Source organism: Xenorhabdus bharatensis (assembly GCF_037996705.1).
GTDB lineage: Bacteria > Pseudomonadota > Gammaproteobacteria > Enterobacterales > Enterobacteriaceae > Xenorhabdus > Xenorhabdus bharatensis.
The window spans coordinates 1-18,859 of sequence record NZ_JBBMXG010000025.1; the positions used below are offsets into that span (position 1 = coordinate 1).

The following is an 18,859-nucleotide window of genomic DNA, read 5'->3' on the forward strand; positions in this document are numbered from 1 at the left end:
TGAAATGGAAGTGCGTGAGCTGCTGTCTCAGTACGACTTCCCAGGCGACGACACGCCAATCATCCGTGGTTCTGCTCTGAAAGCGCTGGAAGGCGACGCAGAGTGGGAAGCTAAAGTTGTTGAACTGGCTGAAGCACTGGATACTTACATTCCAGAACCAGAGCGTGACATTGACAAGCCATTCCTGCTGCCAATCGAAGACGTATTCTCCATCTCCGGCCGTGGTACTGTTGTAACGGGTCGTGTTGAGCGTGGTATCGTTAAAGTTGGTGACGAAGTTGAAATCGTTGGTATCAAAGATACTGCGAAAACAACTTGTACTGGCGTTGAAATGTTCCGCAAACTGCTGGACGAAGGCCGTGCGGGTGAGAACGTTGGTGTTCTGCTGCGTGGTACTAAGCGTGACGAAATCGAACGTGGTCAGGTACTGGCTAAACCAGGTTCAATCAAGCCACACACTACTTTCGAATCTGAAGTATATATCCTGAGCAAAGATGAAGGTGGCCGTCATACTCCATTCTTCAAAGGTTACCGTCCACAGTTCTACTTCCGTACAACTGACGTAACCGGTACTATCGAACTGCCAGAAGGCGTTGAGATGGTAATGCCAGGTGACAACATCAACATGATCGTTACTCTGATTGCTCCAATCGCAATGGACGAAGGTCTGCGTTTTGCAATCCGTGAAGGCGGCCGTACCGTAGGTGCTGGTGTTGTTGCTAAAGTGATCGCATAATTTTTTAATGTGTTCATTTTGGAAGGGCATCGATAGATGCCCTTTTTATACGTTGTCTTAAAAAGAACCTATCTCATCAATAGTTATTTAATAGTTGTTCGATAGTTGTCGATGGGTACATGAAATAGTTGTACTGAATTATTGGTGAGATAGGCTCTGATACAACGGATAGGATTTGGTATCCGCCTGTTTTCAGACAGATAGTTTTAAGAGAGTTTTCTTAATAAGTTCGTTTTCAGGAAAACGGGTACGAAAAGTCCTGCTGAATTATGACGCCGAGTCAGATACAATTACAATTATTTTTGGGTTCGGTCTGATTTGTTTTGCTCTTGCGAGGCAAGCTGGCTATCTATTTACATCATAGTTACTTACATATAGTTACAGGTTGGTTTATGAGTGCGAATAGCAATGCTCAAGAAAGCGGGCGTGGTCTTGATATAGCAAAATGGCTATTGGTAGCAGTGCTGCTGGTGGTTGCTATTGTGGGTAATTACTATTACCGGGAGTATAACCTGCCCCTGCGCGCGATAGCCGTTGTTGCTATTGTTGCCCTTGCAGGAGCAGTTGCATTGTTGACTGCGAAAGGTAAAGCTGCATTAGCATTTGCCCGTGAATCTCGCGTCGAAATGCGTAAAGTCATTTGGCCAACTCGCCAGGAAGCCCTGCATACAACTCTCATTGTTGCAGCAGTAACCGCTGTCATGTCACTGATTTTGTGGGGGCTTGATGGTATTCTGGTGCGTTTAGTTTCATTTATTACAGGCCTGAGGTTTTAAGAATGTCTGAGTCCCCAAAAAAGCGTTGGTATGTCATACAGGCATTTTCTGGGTTTGAAGGTCGCGTAGTTCAATCTCTGCGTGAACATATCAAATTACAAGATATGGAAGATTCTTTCGGTGACATTATGGTGCCGACAGAAGAAGTCGTTGAGATCCGCAGTGGCCAGCGTCGTAAAAGCGAACGTAAATTCTTCCCGGGCTATGTCTTGGTACAAATGGTAATGAACGATGCAACATGGCATCTGGTTCGCGGTGTACCTCGCGTAATGGGTTTTGTTGGCGGTACACCTGACCGTCCTGCACCAATCACTGGCAAAGAAGTCGATGCTATTATGAATCGTCTGCAGCAGGTTGGTGATAAACCACGTCCAAAAACTTTGTTCGAACCAGGCGAAATGGTCCGTGTCAACGATGGTCCATTTGTAGACTTCAATGGTGTTGTAGAAGAAGTCGATTACGAGAAGAGCCGCCTGAAAGTTTCGGTTTCTATCTTTGGTCGTACTACGCCAGTTGAGCTGGATTTCAGTCAGGTCGAGAAAGCTTGATTTGATGCTTAATTGAGCATTTTTTCTTGCAAAGGGTGTGAAATTAGCATACAATTTCGCGCCTTTTGTTTTTATTCGGGGGCTATTTTAGGTTATCCGAATAGGCAACTCAGTCTGATGACAGACATAATTTTTTGTGGTTTTGCCTGATTTAATTATTAGGCGGGGCCTGAAACGTTAGGGGAGCCTCTTTTCTGAGGCGATAACACCCATATAGAGGAAATATAGATGGCTAAGAAAGTACAAGCCTACGTTAAGCTGCAAGTTGCAGCGGGTATGGCTAACCCAAGCCCACCAGTTGGTCCAGCACTGGGTCAGCAGGGTGTTAACATCATGGAATTCTGTAAAGCGTTCAATGCTAAAACTGAAAGCATTGAAAAAGGCCTGCCAATTCCAGTTGTTATCACTGTTTATGCAGACCGTTCTTTCACTTTCGTTACCAAAACCCCACCAGCGGCCGTTCTGCTGAAAAAAGCAGCTGGCGTTAAATCTGGTTCCGGCAAACCGAATAAAGAGAAAGTTGGTAAAGTAACCAGCGCTCAGATTCGTGAAATTGCTGAAACTAAAGCTGCGGATATGACTGGTGCTGACATTGACGCAATGATGCGTTCAATCGAAGGTACTGCTCGTTCCATGGGCCTGGTAGTGGAGGGTTAATCAATGGCTAAACTGACTAAGCGCATGCGCACTATTCGTGAAAAAGTTGATGCAACTAAGCAATATGACATCAATGAAGCCGTTGCTCTGCTGAAAGAACTGGCTACTGCTAAGTTCGTAGAAAGCGTTGACGTAGCTGTTAATCTTGGCATCGATGCTCGTAAATCTGACCAGAACGTTCGTGGCGCGACTGTACTGCCACACGGTACCGGTCGTTCAGTACGTGTTGCTGTATTTACCCAGGGTGCAAACGCTGAAGCGGCTAAAGCTGCTGGCGCAGAACTGGTAGGTATGGAAGATCTGGCTGAACAGATTAAGAAAGGCGAGATGAACTTCGACGTTGTTATCGCATCTCCAGATGCAATGCGCGTTGTTGGTCAACTGGGTCAAATCCTGGGCCCACGTGGTCTGATGCCAAACCCGAAAGTTGGTACTGTAACTCCTAACGTTGCTGAAGCTGTACAGAATGCTAAAGCTGGTCAGGTTCGTTACCGTAACGACAAAAACGGTATCATCCACACCACCATCGGTAAAGTTGACTTTGACGCTGACAAACTGAAAGAAAACCTGGAAGCTCTGCTGGTTGCGCTGAAAAAAGCAAAACCATCTTCAGCTAAAGGCGTTTACGTTAAGAAAGTTAGCCTGTCCACTACCATGGGCGCAGGTGTTGCGATTGACCAGTCTGGTCTGAACACCGTAACAGCTTAATAATTTAGGCTGAAAGCGAATAACGCTTTACCTCGGCGTCAGATTTGTTTAAAATCTGACGCCTCGAATTTGACTGAACAGATTTATAACAATTTATAATAATTGGCGCATAAAATTTGTTCAGGGCAAATCACAGTTTTCGGTTGGAGCTTGGCCTAATCCAAGCCCCGTCCAAGACCGCAGGCGTAAGTACGTAGATAAATTACTTACTTAATATCCTGCGTAGACGGTGACAGAGCCAAATGAAATTTAATTTCTGGATTCTGCTCACCGTGTTTCAGCGCTCAGGCATATTTCATGTTCTGAGTGAAGTGAGTCCCGGGTTTGCCCGGTTAATCCAGGAGCAAGAAGCTAATGGCACTAAATCTTCAAGACAAACAAGCGATTGTTGCTGAAGTCAGCGAAGTAGCCAAAGGCGCGCTGTCTGCGGTTGTTGCGGATTCTCGCGGCGTTACTGTAGATAAAATGACTGAACTGCGTAAAGCAGGTCGCGAAGCTGGCGTTTACATGCGTGTTGTTCGTAACACTCTGATGCGTCGTGCTGTTGAAGGTACTGATTATGAGTGCCTGAAAGAAGCGTTTGTTGGTCCAACCTTGATTGCTTTTTCTAACGAACATCCGGGCGCCGCTGCTCGTCTGTTCAAAGATTTCGCGAAAGCGAACCCAGCATTCGAGATTAAAGCAGCAGCCTTTGAAGGTGAGTTTATCCCAGGTTCGGACATCGATCGTCTGGCTACACTCCCAACTTACGAAGAAGCAATCGCACGCCTGATGTCAACCATGAAAGAAGCCGCTGCAGGCAAACTGGTTCGCACTCTGGCTGCGCTACGCGATCAGAAAGAAGCTGCTTAATTGCTTATTTCCTTCGTTGCTTTTTAACGTATAAATTATTTCTGAATTTTAGGAACACTTGTTATGTCTATCACTAAAGAACAAATTCTGGACGCAGTTGCAGAAATGTCTGTAATGGACGTTGTTGAACTGATCAGCATGATGGAAGAAAAATTCGGCGTTTCTGCTGCTGCAGCTGTAGCTGTAGTTGGTGGCGCTGCTGAAGCAGTTGAAGAAAAAACTGAATTCGACGTAATCCTGACTGGCGTTGGCGCTAACAAAGTTGCTGTAATCAAAGCAGTACGTGGCGCAACTGGCCTGGGTCTGAAAGAAGCTAAAGACCTGGTTGAAAGCGCACCAGCAGCACTGAAAGAAGGCATCAGCAAAGACGACGCTGAAGCTCTGAAAAAATCTCTGGAAGAAGCAGGTGCTTCTGTTGAGATCAAGTAAGATCAGTTTGAAGTTCGCAGCCTGATTTTCAAGGCTGGCGGCTGGCGGTTTTTTAATCGCCAGCCTTTTTGCGCTGTAAGGCAGCTTGTAGTTTGTAAGGGACTTGTTTTACAAGGATGACTTTACAGAAAGACTGCCTTACAGAGCACATGCAGGGTGTTAGTAGCATTTCACACTGTTTGGCTACTAATCAACCCTAAATACTCCTTCCTATTGACGACTTAATATACTGTGTTCTCAGCTACGATCCACTCGGGTAGCTCGGTAGTAAGGTAACGCAATGAAATGATTTAAGAGTAATAGCAATGGGTATTACGGAAAATATTCTATTTTCTGTTCGAAAAAATAGTGTTGCAGAGTGCTGTCCTTAAGGGCGGACAGAGTGGGTCACTTATCAGCGAGCTGAGGAACCCTATGGTTTACTCCTATACCGAGAAAAAACGTATTCGTAAGGATTTTGGTAAACGTCCACAAGTTTTGGATGTTCCATACCTTCTTTCTATCCAACTTGACTCGTTCCAGAAGTTTATCGAGCAAGATCCTGAAGGCCAGAATGGACTGGAAGCGGCCTTCCGTTCTGTGTTCCCAATTCAGAGTTACAGCGGCAGTTCTGAGCTGCAATATGTAAGCTACCGTCTTGGCGAACCTGTTTTTGATGTTCAAGAGTGTCAGATCCGTGGTGTGACTTATTCCGCTCCACTGCGCGTTAAACTGCGTCTGGTGATCTATGAGCGTGAAGCGCCGGAAGGCACAGTAAAAGACATCAAAGAACAAGAAGTCTACATGGGTGAAATTCCACTCATGACTGATAACGGTACTTTCGTTATCAACGGTACTGAGCGCGTAATCGTATCTCAGTTACATCGTAGCCCAGGCGTTTTCTTTGACAGCGATAAGGGTAAAACCCATTCATCCGGTAAGGTACTGTATAATGCACGTATCATTCCTTACCGTGGTTCATGGTTGGATTTCGAATTCGATCCTAAAGATAACCTGTTTGTGCGTATCGACCGCCGTCGTAAATTACCGGCTTCGATTATTCTGCGCGCGATGGATTACACGAGCGAAGACATTCTGAATCTGTTCTTCGACAAGACCACGTTCGAAATTCGCGACAACAAATTGCAGATGACTCTGGTACCAGAACGTCTGCGTGGTGAGACAGCTTCATTTGATATTGAAGCGAACGGCAAACTTTATGTTGAAAAAGGCCGTCGTATCACTGCACGTCATATCCGCCAGTTAGAAAAAGATCAGGTAGACCGCATTGAGGTGCCTGTTGAATATATCGCGGGTAAAGTTGTTGCAAGAGATTACATCGATCAGCACACGGGTGAAATCATCTGTGCTGCGAACATGGAACTCTCTTTGGATCTGCTGGCACGTTTGAGCCAATCTGGTCATAAAACCATTGAGACCCTGTTCACCAACGACTTGGATCACGGTGCATACATCTCCGAGACTCTGCGAATTGACCCAACCAACGACCGCCTGAGCGCATTGGTTGAAATCTATCGCATGATGCGTCCGGGTGAACCACCAACACGTGAAGCAGCAGAAAATCTGTTTGAGAACCTGTTCTTCTCTGAAGATCGCTATGATCTGTCTGCTGTTGGCCGTATGAAGTTCAACCGTTCACTGGATCGTGAAGAGATTGAAGGTTCAGGTATCCTGAGCAAAGCTGACATCATTGATGTCATGAAAAAGCTTATCGATATCCGTAACGGTAAAGGCGAAGTGGATGATATCGACCACTTGGGCAACCGTCGTATCCGCTCCGTTGGTGAAATGGCTGAAAACCAGTTCCGTGTAGGTCTGGTACGTGTAGAGCGTGCGGTGAAAGAGCGTCTGTCTCTGGGCGATCTGGATACCCTGATGCCTCAGGATATGATCAACGCTAAGCCAATTTCAGCCGCAGTGAAAGAGTTCTTTGGTTCCAGCCAGCTGTCTCAGTTTATGGACCAGAACAACCCACTGTCTGAAATCACGCACAAACGCCGTATTTCTGCTTTGGGCCCGGGCGGTCTGACCCGTGAACGTGCAGGCTTTGAAGTTCGAGACGTACACCCGACTCACTATGGTCGTGTATGTCCAATCGAAACGCCTGAAGGTCCAAACATCGGTCTGATTAACTCCCTGTCCGTTTATGCCCGTACCAACGAATATGGTTTCCTTGAAACCCCTTATCGTTTAGTACGTGATGGCGTGGTAACCGATGAGATTCATTACCTGTCAGCGATTGAAGAAGGTAACTACGTCATTGCGCAGGCTAACTCCGCACTGGACGAAGAAGGCCACTTCATTGAAGAACTGGTAACCTGCCGTCATTATGACGAATCCAGCTTGTTCAGCCGTGATCAGGTTCAGTACATGGACGTTTCGACACAACAGATCGTGTCCGTCGGTGCTTCCCTGATCCCATTCCTTGAACACGATGACGCCAACCGTGCATTGATGGGTGCGAACATGCAACGTCAGGCAGTTCCAACTCTGCGTGCAGACAAGCCGCTGGTCGGAACAGGTATGGAGCGTGCGGTAGCGGTTGACTCCGGTGTAACCTCCGTTGCTAAACGTGGCGGTGTGGTTCAGTACGTTGACGCATCCCGTATCGTGATTAAGGTTAACGAAGATGAAATGTACGCTGGTGAAGCGGGCATTGATATCTATAACCTGACCAAGTACACCCGCTCTAACCAGAACACTTGTATCAACCAGATGCCATGTGTGTCTCTGGGTGAAATGGTAGAACGTGGTGACGTTCTGGCTGATGGCCCATCCACCGATTTGGGTGAGCTGGCACTGGGTCAGAACATGCGCGTGGCGTTCATGCCATGGAATGGTTATAACTTCGAGGACTCCATCCTCGTCTCTGAGCGTGTTGTTCAGGAAGACCGTTTCACTACTATTCATATTCAGGAACTGGCTTGTGTATCCCGTGATACTAAACTGGGGCCTGAAGAGATCACTGCTGACATCCCTAACGTGGGTGAAGCAGCGCTGTCTAAACTGGACGAATCCGGTATTGTTTATATCGGTGCGGAAGTGAAAGGTGGCGACATTCTGGTCGGTAAAGTGACACCAAAAGGTGAAACTCAGTTAACGCCAGAAGAAAAACTGTTGCGTGCGATCTTTGGTGAAAAAGCGTCTGACGTTAAAGATTCATCACTGCGTGTACCAAACGGTGTTTCCGGTACTGTTATCGACGTACAGGTCTTTACCCGTGATGGCGTAGAAAAAGACAAGCGTGCTCTGGAAATCGAAGAGATGCAGCTGCGTCAGGCGAAGAAAGACCTGACTGAAGAACTGCGTATTTTCGAAGCTGGTTTGTTTGCCCGTATTCGTTCCGCACTGGTTTCCGGTGGAATTGAAGCGGAAAAATTAGACAAGCTGCCACGTGAGCGCTGGTTAGAACTGGGTCTGGCTGATGAAGATAAACAGAATCAGCTGGAACAGTTGGCAGAACAGTATGACGAACTGAAAGCTGAGTTCGAGAAAAAACTGGATGCTAAACGCCGTAAGATCACTCAGGGTGATGATTTAGCACCTGGTGTACTGAAAATCGTTAAGGTTTATCTGGCAGTGAAACGTCAGATCCAGCCTGGTGATAAGATGGCAGGTCGTCACGGTAACAAGGGTGTAATCTCTAAGATCAACCCAATCGAAGACATGCCTTACGATGAAAATGGTACTCCTGTTGACATCGTACTGAACCCGCTGGGCGTACCATCACGTATGAACATCGGTCAGATTCTGGAAACTCACCTGGGTATGGCGGCGAAGGGCATTGGTGACAAGATCAATGCAATGCTGAAACAGCAGCAGGAAGTTGCCAAACTGCGTGAATTTATCCAGAAAGCTTATGATCTGGGTGATGACACCCGTCAGAAAGTTGATTTGAATACTTTCACTGACGACGAAGTCATGCGTCTGGCTGAAAACCTGAAAAAAGGTATGCCAATCGCAACGCCAGTTTTCGACGGTGCGAAAGAGACTGAAATCAAAGAGCTGTTGAAACTGGGTGGCCTGCCGACTTCCGGTCAGATCACACTGTTTGACGGCCGTACCGGTGAGCAATTCGAGCGTCAGGTAACCGTTGGTTACATGTACATGCTGAAATTGAACCACTTGGTTGATGACAAGATGCACGCCCGTTCTACCGGTTCTTACAGCTTGGTTACTCAGCAGCCGCTGGGTGGTAAAGCACAGTTCGGTGGTCAGCGTTTCGGGGAGATGGAAGTGTGGGCACTGGAAGCATACGGTGCTGCCTATACTCTGCAAGAAATGCTTACCGTTAAGTCTGATGACGTTAACGGTCGTACCAAGATGTATAAAAACATCGTGGACGGTAACCACCAGATGGAACCAGGTATGCCGGAGTCTTTCAACGTATTGCTGAAAGAGATCCGTTCCTTGGGTATCAACATCGAGCTGGAAGACGAATAAATCGTTTTCCGCTGGCACTACCCCCTTAAATACATAAGGGGGTAGTTTGCCAGCCAGTGGTTACACTGGTTACAAGGGGGGAGTGGCATGGGCCACTCACCTAACAGGTCTAACTCCGACAGGAGCCATTTCGTGAAAGACTTATTGAAGTTTCTGAAAGCGCAAACCAAGACCGAAGAGTTTGATGCGATCAAAATTGCTCTGGCCTCTCCAGATATGATCCGTTCGTGGTCATTCGGGGAAGTAAAAAAGCCGGAAACCATTAACTACCGTACGTTCAAACCTGAGCGTGACGGTCTTTTCTGTGCGCGTATTTTCGGGCCGGTAAAAGATTACGAATGCTTGTGTGGTAAATACAAGCGCTTAAAACACCGTGGTGTGATTTGTGAGAAGTGTGGTGTTGAAGTCACTCAGACTAAAGTTCGCCGTGAACGTATGGGTCACATTGAACTGGCATCTCCGACTGCTCACATCTGGTTCCTGAAATCACTGCCATCCCGTATCGGCTTATTGCTGGATATGCCATTGCGTGACATCGAACGCGTACTGTACTTCGAATCCTATGTGGTTGTAGAAGGCGGCATGACCAGTCTTGAGCGCAGTCAGATCCTGACTGAAGAGCAGTATCTGGATGCACTGGAAGAGTTCGGTGATGAGTTCGACGCAAAAATGGGTGCAGAAGCGATCCAGTCTTTGTTGAAAAACATCGATCTGGAAAACGAATGTGAAACTCTGCGTGAAGAGCTGAACGAAACTAACTCTGAAACCAAACGTAAGAAACTGACCAAGCGCATCAAGCTGCTGGAAGCTTTCATTCAGTCTGGTAACAAACCAGAGTGGATGGTTCTGACTGTTCTGCCAGTTCTGCCACCGGATCTGCGTCCATTGGTTCCTCTGGATGGCGGCCGTTTCGCAACGTCTGACCTGAACGATCTGTATCGTCGCGTTATCAACCGTAACAACCGTCTGAAACGCCTGCTGGATCTGGCTGCGCCAGACATCATCGTACGTAACGAAAAACGTATGTTGCAGGAAGCGGTTGATGCATTGCTGGACAACGGTCGTCGTGGTCGCGCAATCACGGGTTCCAACAAGCGTCCTCTGAAATCCCTGGCTGACATGATCAAGGGTAAACAGGGTCGTTTCCGTCAGAACCTGTTGGGTAAACGTGTTGACTACTCAGGCCGTTCTGTAATTACAGTAGGTCCATACCTGCGCCTGCATCAGTGTGGTCTTCCTAAGAAGATGGCACTGGAGCTGTTCAAACCATTTATCTACGGCAAGCTGGAACTGCGTGGTCTGGCGACTACCATCAAAGCAGCTAAGAAAATGGTTGAACGCGAAGAAGCGGTTGTATGGGATATCCTTGATGAGGTTATCCGTGAGCATCCGGTTCTGCTGAACCGTGCACCAACCCTTCACCGTCTGGGTATTCAGGCGTTTGAACCGGTTCTGATCGAAGGTAAAGCGATTCAGTTGCACCCATTGGTGTGTGCGGCTTATAACGCCGACTTCGATGGTGACCAGATGGCTGTTCACGTACCGTTGACACTGGAAGCCCAGTTGGAAGCGCGTGCGCTGATGATGTCTACCAACAACATCCTGTCTCCGGCGAGCGGTGAACCAATCATCGTTCCATCTCAGGACGTTGTATTGGGTCTGTACTACATGACCCGTGACTGTGTTAACGCGAAAGGCGAAGGCATGGTTCTGACCGGTCCTAAAGAAGCAGAACGCGTATACCGCGCAGGTCTGGCTTCTCTGCATGCCCGTGTCAAAGTTCGTATCACTGAAGAAGTGAGAGATGGTGAAGGTAACGTTGCTGTTAATACAGGTCTGGTTGATACCACTATCGGTCGTGCCATCCTGTGGATGATTGTACCGCGTGGTCTGCCATACTCACTGATTAACCAGCCACTGGGTAAAAAAGCAATCTCTAAGATGCTGAATACCTGTTACCGTGTGCTGGGCCTGAAACCAACCGTTATCTTAGCTGACCAGACCATGTACACCGGTTTTGCTTACGCTGCCCGTTCAGGGGTATCCGTAGGTATTGACGACATGGTTATTCCTGAGAAGAAAGAAGGCATCATCGCGGAAGCAGAAGCTGAAGTTGCTGAAATTCAGGAACAGTTCCAGTCAGGTCTGGTAACTGCGGGCGAACGCTATAACAAAGTTATCGATATCTGGGCTGCGGCAAACGAACGTGTTGCTAAAGCGATGATGGAAAACCTCTCTTCTGAGACTGTGATTAACAGCAAAGGTGAAGAAGAACAACAGGTTTCCTTCAACAACATCTTTATGATGGCCGACTCCGGTGCTCGTGGTTCTGCTGCTCAGATTCGTCAGTTGGCGGGTATGCGTGGTCTGATGGCAACGCCAGATGGCTCCATCATCGAAACCCCAATCACCGCGAACTTCCGTGAAGGTCTGAACGTACTTCAGTACTTCATCTCAACCCACGGTGCTCGTAAAGGTCTTGCGGATACCGCACTGAAAACTGCGAACTCCGGTTATCTGACTCGTCGTCTGGTTGACGTTGCTCAGGATCTGGTTGTTACTGAAGATGACTGTGGTACTCATAATGGCATCATGATGACTCCGGTTATCGAAGGTGGTGACGTTAAAGAACCTCTGCGTGAGCGTGTACTGGGTCGTGTGACTGCTGAAGACGTTCTGAAACCGGGTTCTGCGGATATTCTGGTTCCACGTAACACTCTGCTGAACGAGAAATGGTGTGATCTGTTAGAAGAAAACTCCGTTGACAGCGTGAAAGTACGCTCTGTAGTAAGTTGTGAAACTGACTTCGGTGTCTGTGCGAACTGTTACGGACGTGACCTTGCTCGTGGTCATATCATCAACAAAGGTGAAGCAGTTGGTGTTATCGCGGCACAGTCAATCGGTGAGCCGGGTACACAGCTGACGATGCGTACGTTCCACATCGGTGGTGCGGCATCTCGTGCGGCAGCAGAATCCAGCATTCAGGTACGTAACAAAGGTCAATTGAAACTGACCAACGCTAAATTCGTTACCAACTCAGCGGGCAAACTGGTTATTACTTCCCGTAATACCGAATTGCGTCTGATTGACGATTTCGGCCGTACTAAAGAAAGCTATAAAGTGCCTTACGGCTCCGTATTGTCTAAAGGTGATGGCGAGAAAGTTGCCGGCGGTGAAACCGTTGCTAACTGGGACCCACACACCATGCCAGTCGTGAGTGAAGTGTCCGGTATCATCCAGTTCTCTGACATGGTAGATGGCCAGACCATTACCCGTCAGACGGACGAACTGACCGGCCTTTCATCACTGGTGGTTCTGGACAGTGCAGAGCGTACCGGTAGCGGTAAAGACCTGCGTCCGGCACTGAAAATCGTTGATGCTCAGGGTAACGACGTTCTGATCCCAGGTACAGATATGCCTGCTCAGTACTTCCTGCCGGGTAAAGCGATTGTTCAGCTGGAAGATGGCATATCTATCTCTGCGGGTGACACGCTGGCGCGTATTCCTCAGGAATCTGGCGGTACTAAAGATATCACCGGTGGTCTGCCACGCGTTGCAGACCTGTTCGAAGCACGTCGTCCGAAAGAGCCTGCTATCCTGGCAGAAATCAGCGGTATCGTTTCCTTCGGTAAAGAAACCAAAGGTAAACGCCGTTTGGTAATCAGCCCACTGGATGGTAGTGATGCTTACGAAGAGATGATCCCTAAATGGCGTCAGCTCAACGTATTCGAAGGTGAGGTTGTTGAACGTGGTGACGTGATCTCCGATGGCCCAGAATCTCCACACGACATTCTGCGTCTGCGTGGCGTTCATGCCGTTGCTCGTTACATCACTAACGAAGTTCAGGAAGTTTACCGTCTGCAAGGCGTTAAGATTAACGATAAACACATTGAGGTTATCGTTCGTCAGATGCTGCGTAAAGTGACCATTGCAAGCGCAGGAAGCTCTGAATTCCTTGAAGGCGAGCAAGTTGAATACGCACGCGTTAAAGTTGCTAACCGTAAATTGGATCAAGATGGCAAAGTCCCTGCGACCTTCCACCGTGATCTGTTGGGTATCACCAAAGCATCACTGGCAACAGAATCCTTCATCTCTGCGGCGTCGTTCCAGGAAACAACCCGCGTACTGACTGAAGCAGCTGTTGCAGGTAAACGTGATGAACTGCGTGGCCTGAAAGAGAACGTAATTGTGGGTCGTCTGATCCCAGCGGGTACCGGTTATGCTTACCATCAGGATCGTATGCGTCGTCGTCACGAGAATGAAGTGGTTGAAGCACCACAAGTGACTGTTGACGAAGCCACTGCAAACCTTGCTGAATTGTTGAATGCAGGTTTCGGTAGCAGCTCCAACGAGTAATACCATGATGAGTAGGATACATAATTCGTATCACTAATCATAAAATGCCCTCTCTGGTAGAGGGCATTTTTATTTTGGATGGAAAACAGAATGAGACAAATCGTTAATGTTGCTGCCATGATTTTCTTGCTGTCGTTATTCTTTTTCTCCAATCAGGTCGCAGCGTATCAGCCTGATGGGAAAAACTATCGTTATATGGAGGTCATCAGAGACAGCGAAATTTATGCCTTGATCGGAGAGCATGTGATTCAGGTTGGCACCTTTAGGGAAGGGCAGAGCCTGCAAGTGGTTCAGGATGAAGGGGAAGACAGTGATTATTATGTATTTAGGTTTGGTAATGGGAAAGGTTATATAGCTAAAAACCATTTAAAAGAAATAAAAAAAGCCCAATTCCCCAGTGATCCTTTCCCCATCCTCAATAATAAAGTCGCTCAGGGTTTAGCCACCTTTCAGAAAACGAAGGTTTACAGCACGCTGAAAGTTGATAGCAAGCCAATTGCAGTACTGGCAGCCGATCTCCGCTATCCGATTCAGGATAAGGTACAGGATATTAAGCATAATATTTGGTATGAAATTAATCTGGGGGGACGGTTGGGCTATATTCGTGCTCAGGATGCTGAACAGGATAATGGTATACCTGTGCTGACATACCACCATATCCTTAATGATAAAGAAAATAAGCGTTTTCTGCATACATCAACAACCACGTCTTTGAACGCCTTCCGTAGTCAAATGGATTACTTAAAACAGGCTGGCTACACCACAATTTCACTCTATGAGTTGGAAGGGTACTTAAAAGGTACAATTAACCTGCCGGCGAAAGTCGTTGCTTTGACTTTTGATGATGGATTGAAGTCAGTGTATCGCTATGCTTATCCAATACTGAAAAAAAATGGACAAGAGGCGACACTTTTTATCATTTCATCCCGAATCAAACGTCACCCTCAGAAATGGAATCCCAATAATCTACAATTTTTGAGTCTTAATGAATTGTTATCTATGCAGGATGTTTTTGATTTTCAATCCCATACTCATTTTTTGCATCGGTTAGATAAAAATAAGAAACCCATATTATTCAAGCGATCATACCGGAATATTTTGTATGATTTTGAACGCTCCCGCCGGGCATTATCACAATTTAATCCCCACGTGATTTATCTTTCCTATCCGTTTGGCGGATATAATATGTCAGCGATGAAAGCGGCTAAAAATGCAGGTTTTCATTTGGCGGTTACTACCGTGCAGGGAAAAGTTAAATTGGGAGATAATCCTTTTTCTTTGAAACGGCTATATATATTACGGACAGATTCCATTGAAAAAATGGCAAAAATAATAGCCAATAAACCAAGAGATATTTCTTTTTCTAAGATAAATAGTCACAAATGACATATTAAGGTTAGCGGTTATGTCTCCAATGTTCTGCTCAAGAAAATAAACGTATTTATAATAAATTATGTGATTTGGCAGAGCGTCAGTTGCTATTTTTTGATGATGACAAAATTAAGTTAACACGCAGTGGCAAAGCGCTGATTGAGTCAATCGTAACTACAGAATTTAATGACTAAATATGATGAGTAATCATCATTAAAGCCACCCGTTTTTATTCCTATGTTACACAATGGATTTCAAGATGCAGCCACCAAAGAAGCAACTTAAAAGACGAAGTGTATAAACGGGTGGTTTTAATGTGTGCCGGTTCAGGTAGATCCTTTACTCTTTATCATTTTGATAAATGTTTCCCGGGCACTCGATGAACCAAGGCGTTCAGCTTCATCTAGCAGAGCCAGTGCCTTATTGATATCTCCCTTTTTAATTGCTTCTCTGATGGCCTCGTTGAAGTGCTGTTCTGTTTCATTTGAAATAGATTTAGTCACCCTATTAGGCTTCGGATCTATAAGAGAATGATCAGCCAATACGTTTTCGGTAGTTCGTTCTGACGTCACTTTCAGTATTAAAGTTCCGGTATCAGTATGGCGAGCTACTGGGTCTGGAATATTGGGAACCGCGTTACCTACTCCCTGAGCATAGGCTTTGGCTGGATCAACCATTTTTGTCGATGTTTGTAGGTCTGCATGGGTAGTATAAATCAGCAAATATATCTTTTTCTGGCCTGATGTCGGCGTTATTTTAAACGTTCTTTCAACCCGTTCCCCTGAAAAGATCTCCGGCTGTTGATAGGAAAAAGAATGGCTTGAATAAAATGCAACAGGTTGAAATTTTTCATCAAACGCCAACACGTTAGGTAAATAGACCTGCTTATCATTTATCAGGCTGCTTAACGTCATTTTCAGTGCACCCTGACTGGCTGGTAAAGCAAGAGTGGTAACTGCTCCCTGAATATTTCCTTCGTTAATCTGAGGTGAAGTCCGATTGAGAACAATGGTGTGCATTGCCGGGAGCTTCATGGGTTTCCATACCTGCTTCTGTAAAACAGAAGCAGGTATGGAATAAGCAACATTGTTGCTTATTTCCTGATTAAACATAGCCTTCTCAGAGACAGTATCTGTTGCATAAGCCACTAAGGGGAGGCTTAGGCAGGAGAGAATACTGTAATAGAAGAGAGTAGTTAGTGTGGTTTTCATCGTTTTACCCTTACCTGAAATTACCACCAGGCTTCAAATTGAGCACCAAACGTGAACTCATCATTCTTACCACGGCTGAAATGGTGATCAGTGGTGTCACGATACGCTACCCCATCGTTATAACCGGGAATTTTATTGGCATAACCCCATTTTTCATTCCATTTAGCATAAGTGGTGTACAAACGGATAGCCGGACGGGACCAGATGCTATCACCCGCCTGCCATTGTTGGGCCAGCGTGATTTTGTACTGGTCATTAATCGCTTTGGTACGCTGAGACTGGACATTATCGTAGCCAATCTCCATTAACGTACTCATGGTGGGTGTCCATTTGTACATTGGGCGGATACCTGCGGTATACCAAATAGTGCCATTACGATTATCGCGATCAATATTTTGGTACATGGCGACGTACATTAAGTCCCATTCTTTAGCCAGATTGATGGCTCCATGATTTATTACACGCAGCACATGACCATTATTGTTGGTACTGGCTCCCGCAGAACGACCATTATTATTGGATGTCATAGCGTCAGTCGCATACTGAACAACAAGTTTATTGAACCCATCCAACATACTTTGGGTATGTTCAGCCGTTAGCATGACTCCATCTTTAGACGCATTTTGGGCCAGATGATAACCCTTACGTAGATTAGTCCGCCCGTAATCGACACCTAATTCCAGCACGCCATCACTGTTGATGGGGAGGGCTGCAAGCCGGGCATCAAAAATATCATTAGAGGTTTCTGTATTTTGATTTTTATTACCAACCCAGCGATATGAACCTCCACTTTCGGTATTGCGTGTCACGGCAAGAGAAAGTTTGCCAAAATCAAGGTCAATATTTTCTAAACCGGCTCCGGGACCGGAGGTGTCCCAATAATAGAAATCGATCATATGTACATCATGGCGTTGATAAAAACGCTTCCCGGCCCACAGTGTTGAACCGGGTAACCAGTCAATCAGGTTAGTTGCCTTTACATTCACTTCGCGGAATACTGGGTTGACTGATTCATTATCGTTTTTCTGAGCGACGCTATAGGCCAGATTGGTATCGAAATAGAAGCGTTTATCGTCTTGCTGCCATAAAGCTTGCCCCAATTTTAATTCAGCATAGGTTTCACACTCATTTCCGAGGCGGTATTTACTCTGTGCCCCTGTACTTTGAGCACATGTTTGCTCACCGCCACGGCCTGCCCAGCCGATACCTGAACGGGCATAACCGTGGAAGTCTACCGCAGCGGCCTGCATGGAAAATAATCCAGCCAGCACGGGTAATGAGAGAGGTAAGATGCGCATAATTGTTCTCCTGTTATTTTTTTATGGCGGGGTTTTAAACCCCTGGTTCTTTATATAGACGCCGACATGCCGTTCCGTCTTCCCGAAACAGATGACAACGATGAGGGGCTAATCCGATAGTGAAGGTTGCCCCTTCTTCTACAAGAACAATATCAGGCTGGAGATAAACGAGATTTTGACGAATGGTTGATATGTGGATATGAATATGCGTTTCATTACCTAACTGCTCTATTATCTGTACAGTTCCTGTCAGTGTTACGTCAGCGATATCGCTGGGCAAAAGGTGTTCCGGACGGATACCCAGAGACACATTACTCCCGACGGTAACTCCGTTACTTTCGACCGGAAGCCAGACATGCTGCCCATTAGGCAGGCTGATCTGTACTTGATCAACAGCGATTGCAGAGACTTTGACAGGTAAGAAATTCATCTTTGGAGAGCCCATGAAACTGGCTACGAAACGGTTAGCCGGATAGTGATAAATTTCGAGAGGTTTACCAACCTGAGCAATACTGCCAGCATCCAATACAACGATTTTGTCCGCTAATGTCATGGCCTCGGTTTGATCATGGGTGACATAGATCATGGTACGTTGCAGACGTTTGTGCAGACGTGAAATTTCGATACGCATCTGGACTCGCAGAGCAGCGTCCAGATTGGAAAGAGGTTCATCCAGTAGAAAAATATTGGGTTCGGCTACCAGAGTACGGCCAATAGCCACTCGCTGGCGCTGACCACCGGATAGTGCTTTGGGACGGCGATCCAGTAGATGAGCGAGCTGGAGAGTTTCTGCGACTTGCTCTACCCGTCTTTGAATCTCACTTTTTTTAATACCTGCCAGTTTCAGGCCGAAAGACATGTTATCTGCTACGGACAAATGGGGGTAAAGTGCATAAGATTGGAAAACCATGCCGATACTGCGTTTCGCAGGTGGCACATCATTTATGACTTGGCCTGCAATCAGCATTTCACCGGACGTAATATCTTCCAGACCGGCAATCATCCTCAATAAAGTCGATTTTCCACATCCTGACGGACCAACAAAAACCACAAACTCCCCTTCATCAATCTCAAGATTGAGATTTCTGGAAATAACATTTTCACCATAAGCCTTAGATACATTACGCAGTGTGACGCTGGACATATGTTTCCCTCGGAGTTGCCATCCTGGTTTGTAGTGAAATGTAGATGGCAGGATTGTGTACAAAATTACAGGAATAAAAATCCTCCATTTTATCGTTTTTTTATGGGGGAGGGATTAGGAGGATGAGATTAGTCGGATTACAAAATTCCTTGATATTTCACGAAATAAAATGTGATTTTAGTTCCAAAAATGGGTGCCTTCTTAAGGCTGGCGGCATGATTTACAGTGCTTTTGTAATCACGTTCACACTCATTTGATGAGAGGCGTAGACAAGGGGAGGATGAGTCGGCTTTCTATTAATTGCACACTGTGAAATATTTTCTGGCGGTG

General features: G+C 46.3%; 13 protein-coding genes. 10 read left to right on the forward strand and 3 right to left on the reverse strand.

Annotation, left to right across the window (positions count from 1 at the left end; translation table 11 throughout):
* From AAC855_RS18550 to AAC855_RS18595, 10 genes are all read left to right on the forward strand, one after another.
* The coding region (locus tag AAC855_RS18550; protein ID WP_340611534.1) for an elongation factor Tu at window positions 1-736 on the forward strand (736 nt) is incomplete at its 5' end.
* Between the two features lie 392 nt (window positions 737-1,128).
* Window positions 1,129-1,512 carry a preprotein translocase subunit SecE gene (secE, locus tag AAC855_RS18555; RefSeq protein ID WP_099109246.1) on the forward strand — a complete coding sequence of 128 codons (384 nt, stop codon included), beginning with the start codon at window positions 1,129-1,131 and terminating at the stop codon, window positions 1,510-1,512.
* Between the two features lie 2 nt (window positions 1,513-1,514).
* Window positions 1,515-2,060, forward strand: coding sequence for a transcription termination/antitermination protein NusG (nusG, locus tag AAC855_RS18560; RefSeq protein ID WP_340611536.1), 546 nt, complete (start codon window positions 1,515-1,517; stop codon window positions 2,058-2,060).
* Window positions 2,061-2,288: 228 nt separating this feature from the next.
* Window positions 2,289-2,717: a 50S ribosomal protein L11 gene (rplK, locus tag AAC855_RS18565; protein ID WP_340611537.1), complete on the forward strand. Its 429-nt coding sequence runs from the start codon at window positions 2,289-2,291 to the stop codon at window positions 2,715-2,717.
* A 3-nt stretch (window positions 2,718-2,720) separates the two neighbouring features.
* The gene (rplA, locus tag AAC855_RS18570; protein WP_099120240.1) at window positions 2,721-3,425 is read left to right on the forward strand and encodes a 50S ribosomal protein L1; all 705 of its coding nucleotides are present in this window, start codon (window positions 2,721-2,723) and stop codon (window positions 3,423-3,425) included.
* 354 nt (window positions 3,426-3,779) lie between these two features.
* Window positions 3,780-4,277 (forward strand): 50S ribosomal protein L10, encoded by a 498-nt coding sequence (gene rplJ / locus AAC855_RS18575; RefSeq protein WP_340611538.1) that lies wholly within the window; start codon window positions 3,780-3,782, stop codon window positions 4,275-4,277.
* Window positions 4,278-4,340: 63 nt separating this feature from the next.
* Window positions 4,341-4,706, forward strand: a complete 366-nt coding sequence (gene rplL / locus AAC855_RS18580) for a 50S ribosomal protein L7/L12 (protein ID WP_038237923.1) — start codon at window positions 4,341-4,343, stop codon at window positions 4,704-4,706.
* A gap of 414 nt (window positions 4,707-5,120) precedes the next feature.
* The gene (gene rpoB, locus AAC855_RS18585) at window positions 5,121-9,149 is read left to right on the forward strand and encodes a DNA-directed RNA polymerase subunit beta (protein ID WP_340611539.1); all 4,029 of its coding nucleotides are present in this window, start codon (window positions 5,121-5,123) and stop codon (window positions 9,147-9,149) included.
* A gap of 132 nt (window positions 9,150-9,281) precedes the next feature.
* Window positions 9,282-13,505 (forward strand): DNA-directed RNA polymerase subunit beta', encoded by a 4,224-nt coding sequence (rpoC, locus tag AAC855_RS18590; protein ID WP_340611540.1) that lies wholly within the window; start codon window positions 9,282-9,284, stop codon window positions 13,503-13,505.
* A 90-nt stretch (window positions 13,506-13,595) separates the two neighbouring features.
* Window positions 13,596-14,891: a polysaccharide deacetylase family protein gene (locus tag AAC855_RS18595; RefSeq protein ID WP_340611542.1), complete on the forward strand. Its 1,296-nt coding sequence runs from the start codon at window positions 13,596-13,598 to the stop codon at window positions 14,889-14,891.
* A gap of 311 nt (window positions 14,892-15,202) precedes the next feature.
* Here the strand turns inward: AAC855_RS18595 and AAC855_RS18600 are convergent, their stop codons facing one another.
* Genes AAC855_RS18600 through malK form a run of 3 tightly spaced genes read right to left on the reverse strand, consistent with a single transcriptional unit; the run spans window position 15,203 to window position 18,529 of the window.
* Window positions 15,203-16,087, reverse strand: coding sequence for a MalM family protein (locus AAC855_RS18600; protein ID WP_340611544.1), 885 nt, complete (start codon window positions 16,085-16,087; stop codon window positions 15,203-15,205).
* A gap of 20 nt (window positions 16,088-16,107) precedes the next feature.
* Entirely contained in the window at window positions 16,108-17,385 is a 1,278-nt protein-coding gene (locus tag AAC855_RS18605; RefSeq protein ID WP_340611545.1) for a maltoporin, read from the reverse strand.
* 34 nt (window positions 17,386-17,419) lie between these two features.
* Window positions 17,420-18,529 carry a maltose/maltodextrin ABC transporter ATP-binding protein MalK gene (gene malK / locus AAC855_RS18610; protein ID WP_340611546.1) on the reverse strand — a complete coding sequence of 370 codons (1,110 nt, stop codon included), beginning with the start codon at window positions 18,527-18,529 and terminating at the stop codon, window positions 17,420-17,422.
* Between the last annotated feature and the right edge of the window lie 330 nt (window positions 18,530-18,859).

What these genes read in the sequence shown, in the direction of transcription:
- AAC855_RS18600 (WP_340611544.1), bottom strand. Translation starts at nt 16,087, where the DNA reads ATGAAAACCACACTAACTACTCTCTTCTATTACAGTATTCTCTCCTGC.
- rplK (WP_340611537.1), top strand. Translation starts at nt 2,289, where the DNA reads ATGGCTAAGAAAGTACAAGCCTACGTTAAGCTGCAAGTTGCAGCGGGT.
- rplL (WP_038237923.1), top strand. Translation starts at nt 4,341, where the DNA reads ATGTCTATCACTAAAGAACAAATTCTGGACGCAGTTGCAGAAATGTCT.
- nusG (WP_340611536.1), top strand. Translation starts at nt 1,515, where the DNA reads ATGTCTGAGTCCCCAAAAAAGCGTTGGTATGTCATACAGGCATTTTCT.
- rplJ (WP_340611538.1), top strand. Translation starts at nt 3,780, where the DNA reads ATGGCACTAAATCTTCAAGACAAACAAGCGATTGTTGCTGAAGTCAGC.
- rplA (WP_099120240.1), top strand. Translation starts at nt 2,721, where the DNA reads ATGGCTAAACTGACTAAGCGCATGCGCACTATTCGTGAAAAAGTTGAT.
- rpoB (WP_340611539.1), top strand. Translation starts at nt 5,121, where the DNA reads ATGGTTTACTCCTATACCGAGAAAAAACGTATTCGTAAGGATTTTGGT.
- AAC855_RS18595 (WP_340611542.1), top strand. Translation starts at nt 13,596, where the DNA reads ATGAGACAAATCGTTAATGTTGCTGCCATGATTTTCTTGCTGTCGTTA.
- malK (WP_340611546.1), bottom strand. Translation starts at nt 18,529, where the DNA reads ATGTCCAGCGTCACACTGCGTAATGTATCTAAGGCTTATGGTGAAAAT.
- secE (WP_099109246.1), top strand. Translation starts at nt 1,129, where the DNA reads ATGAGTGCGAATAGCAATGCTCAAGAAAGCGGGCGTGGTCTTGATATA.
- AAC855_RS18605 (WP_340611545.1), bottom strand. Translation starts at nt 17,385, where the DNA reads ATGCGCATCTTACCTCTCTCATTACCCGTGCTGGCTGGATTATTTTCC.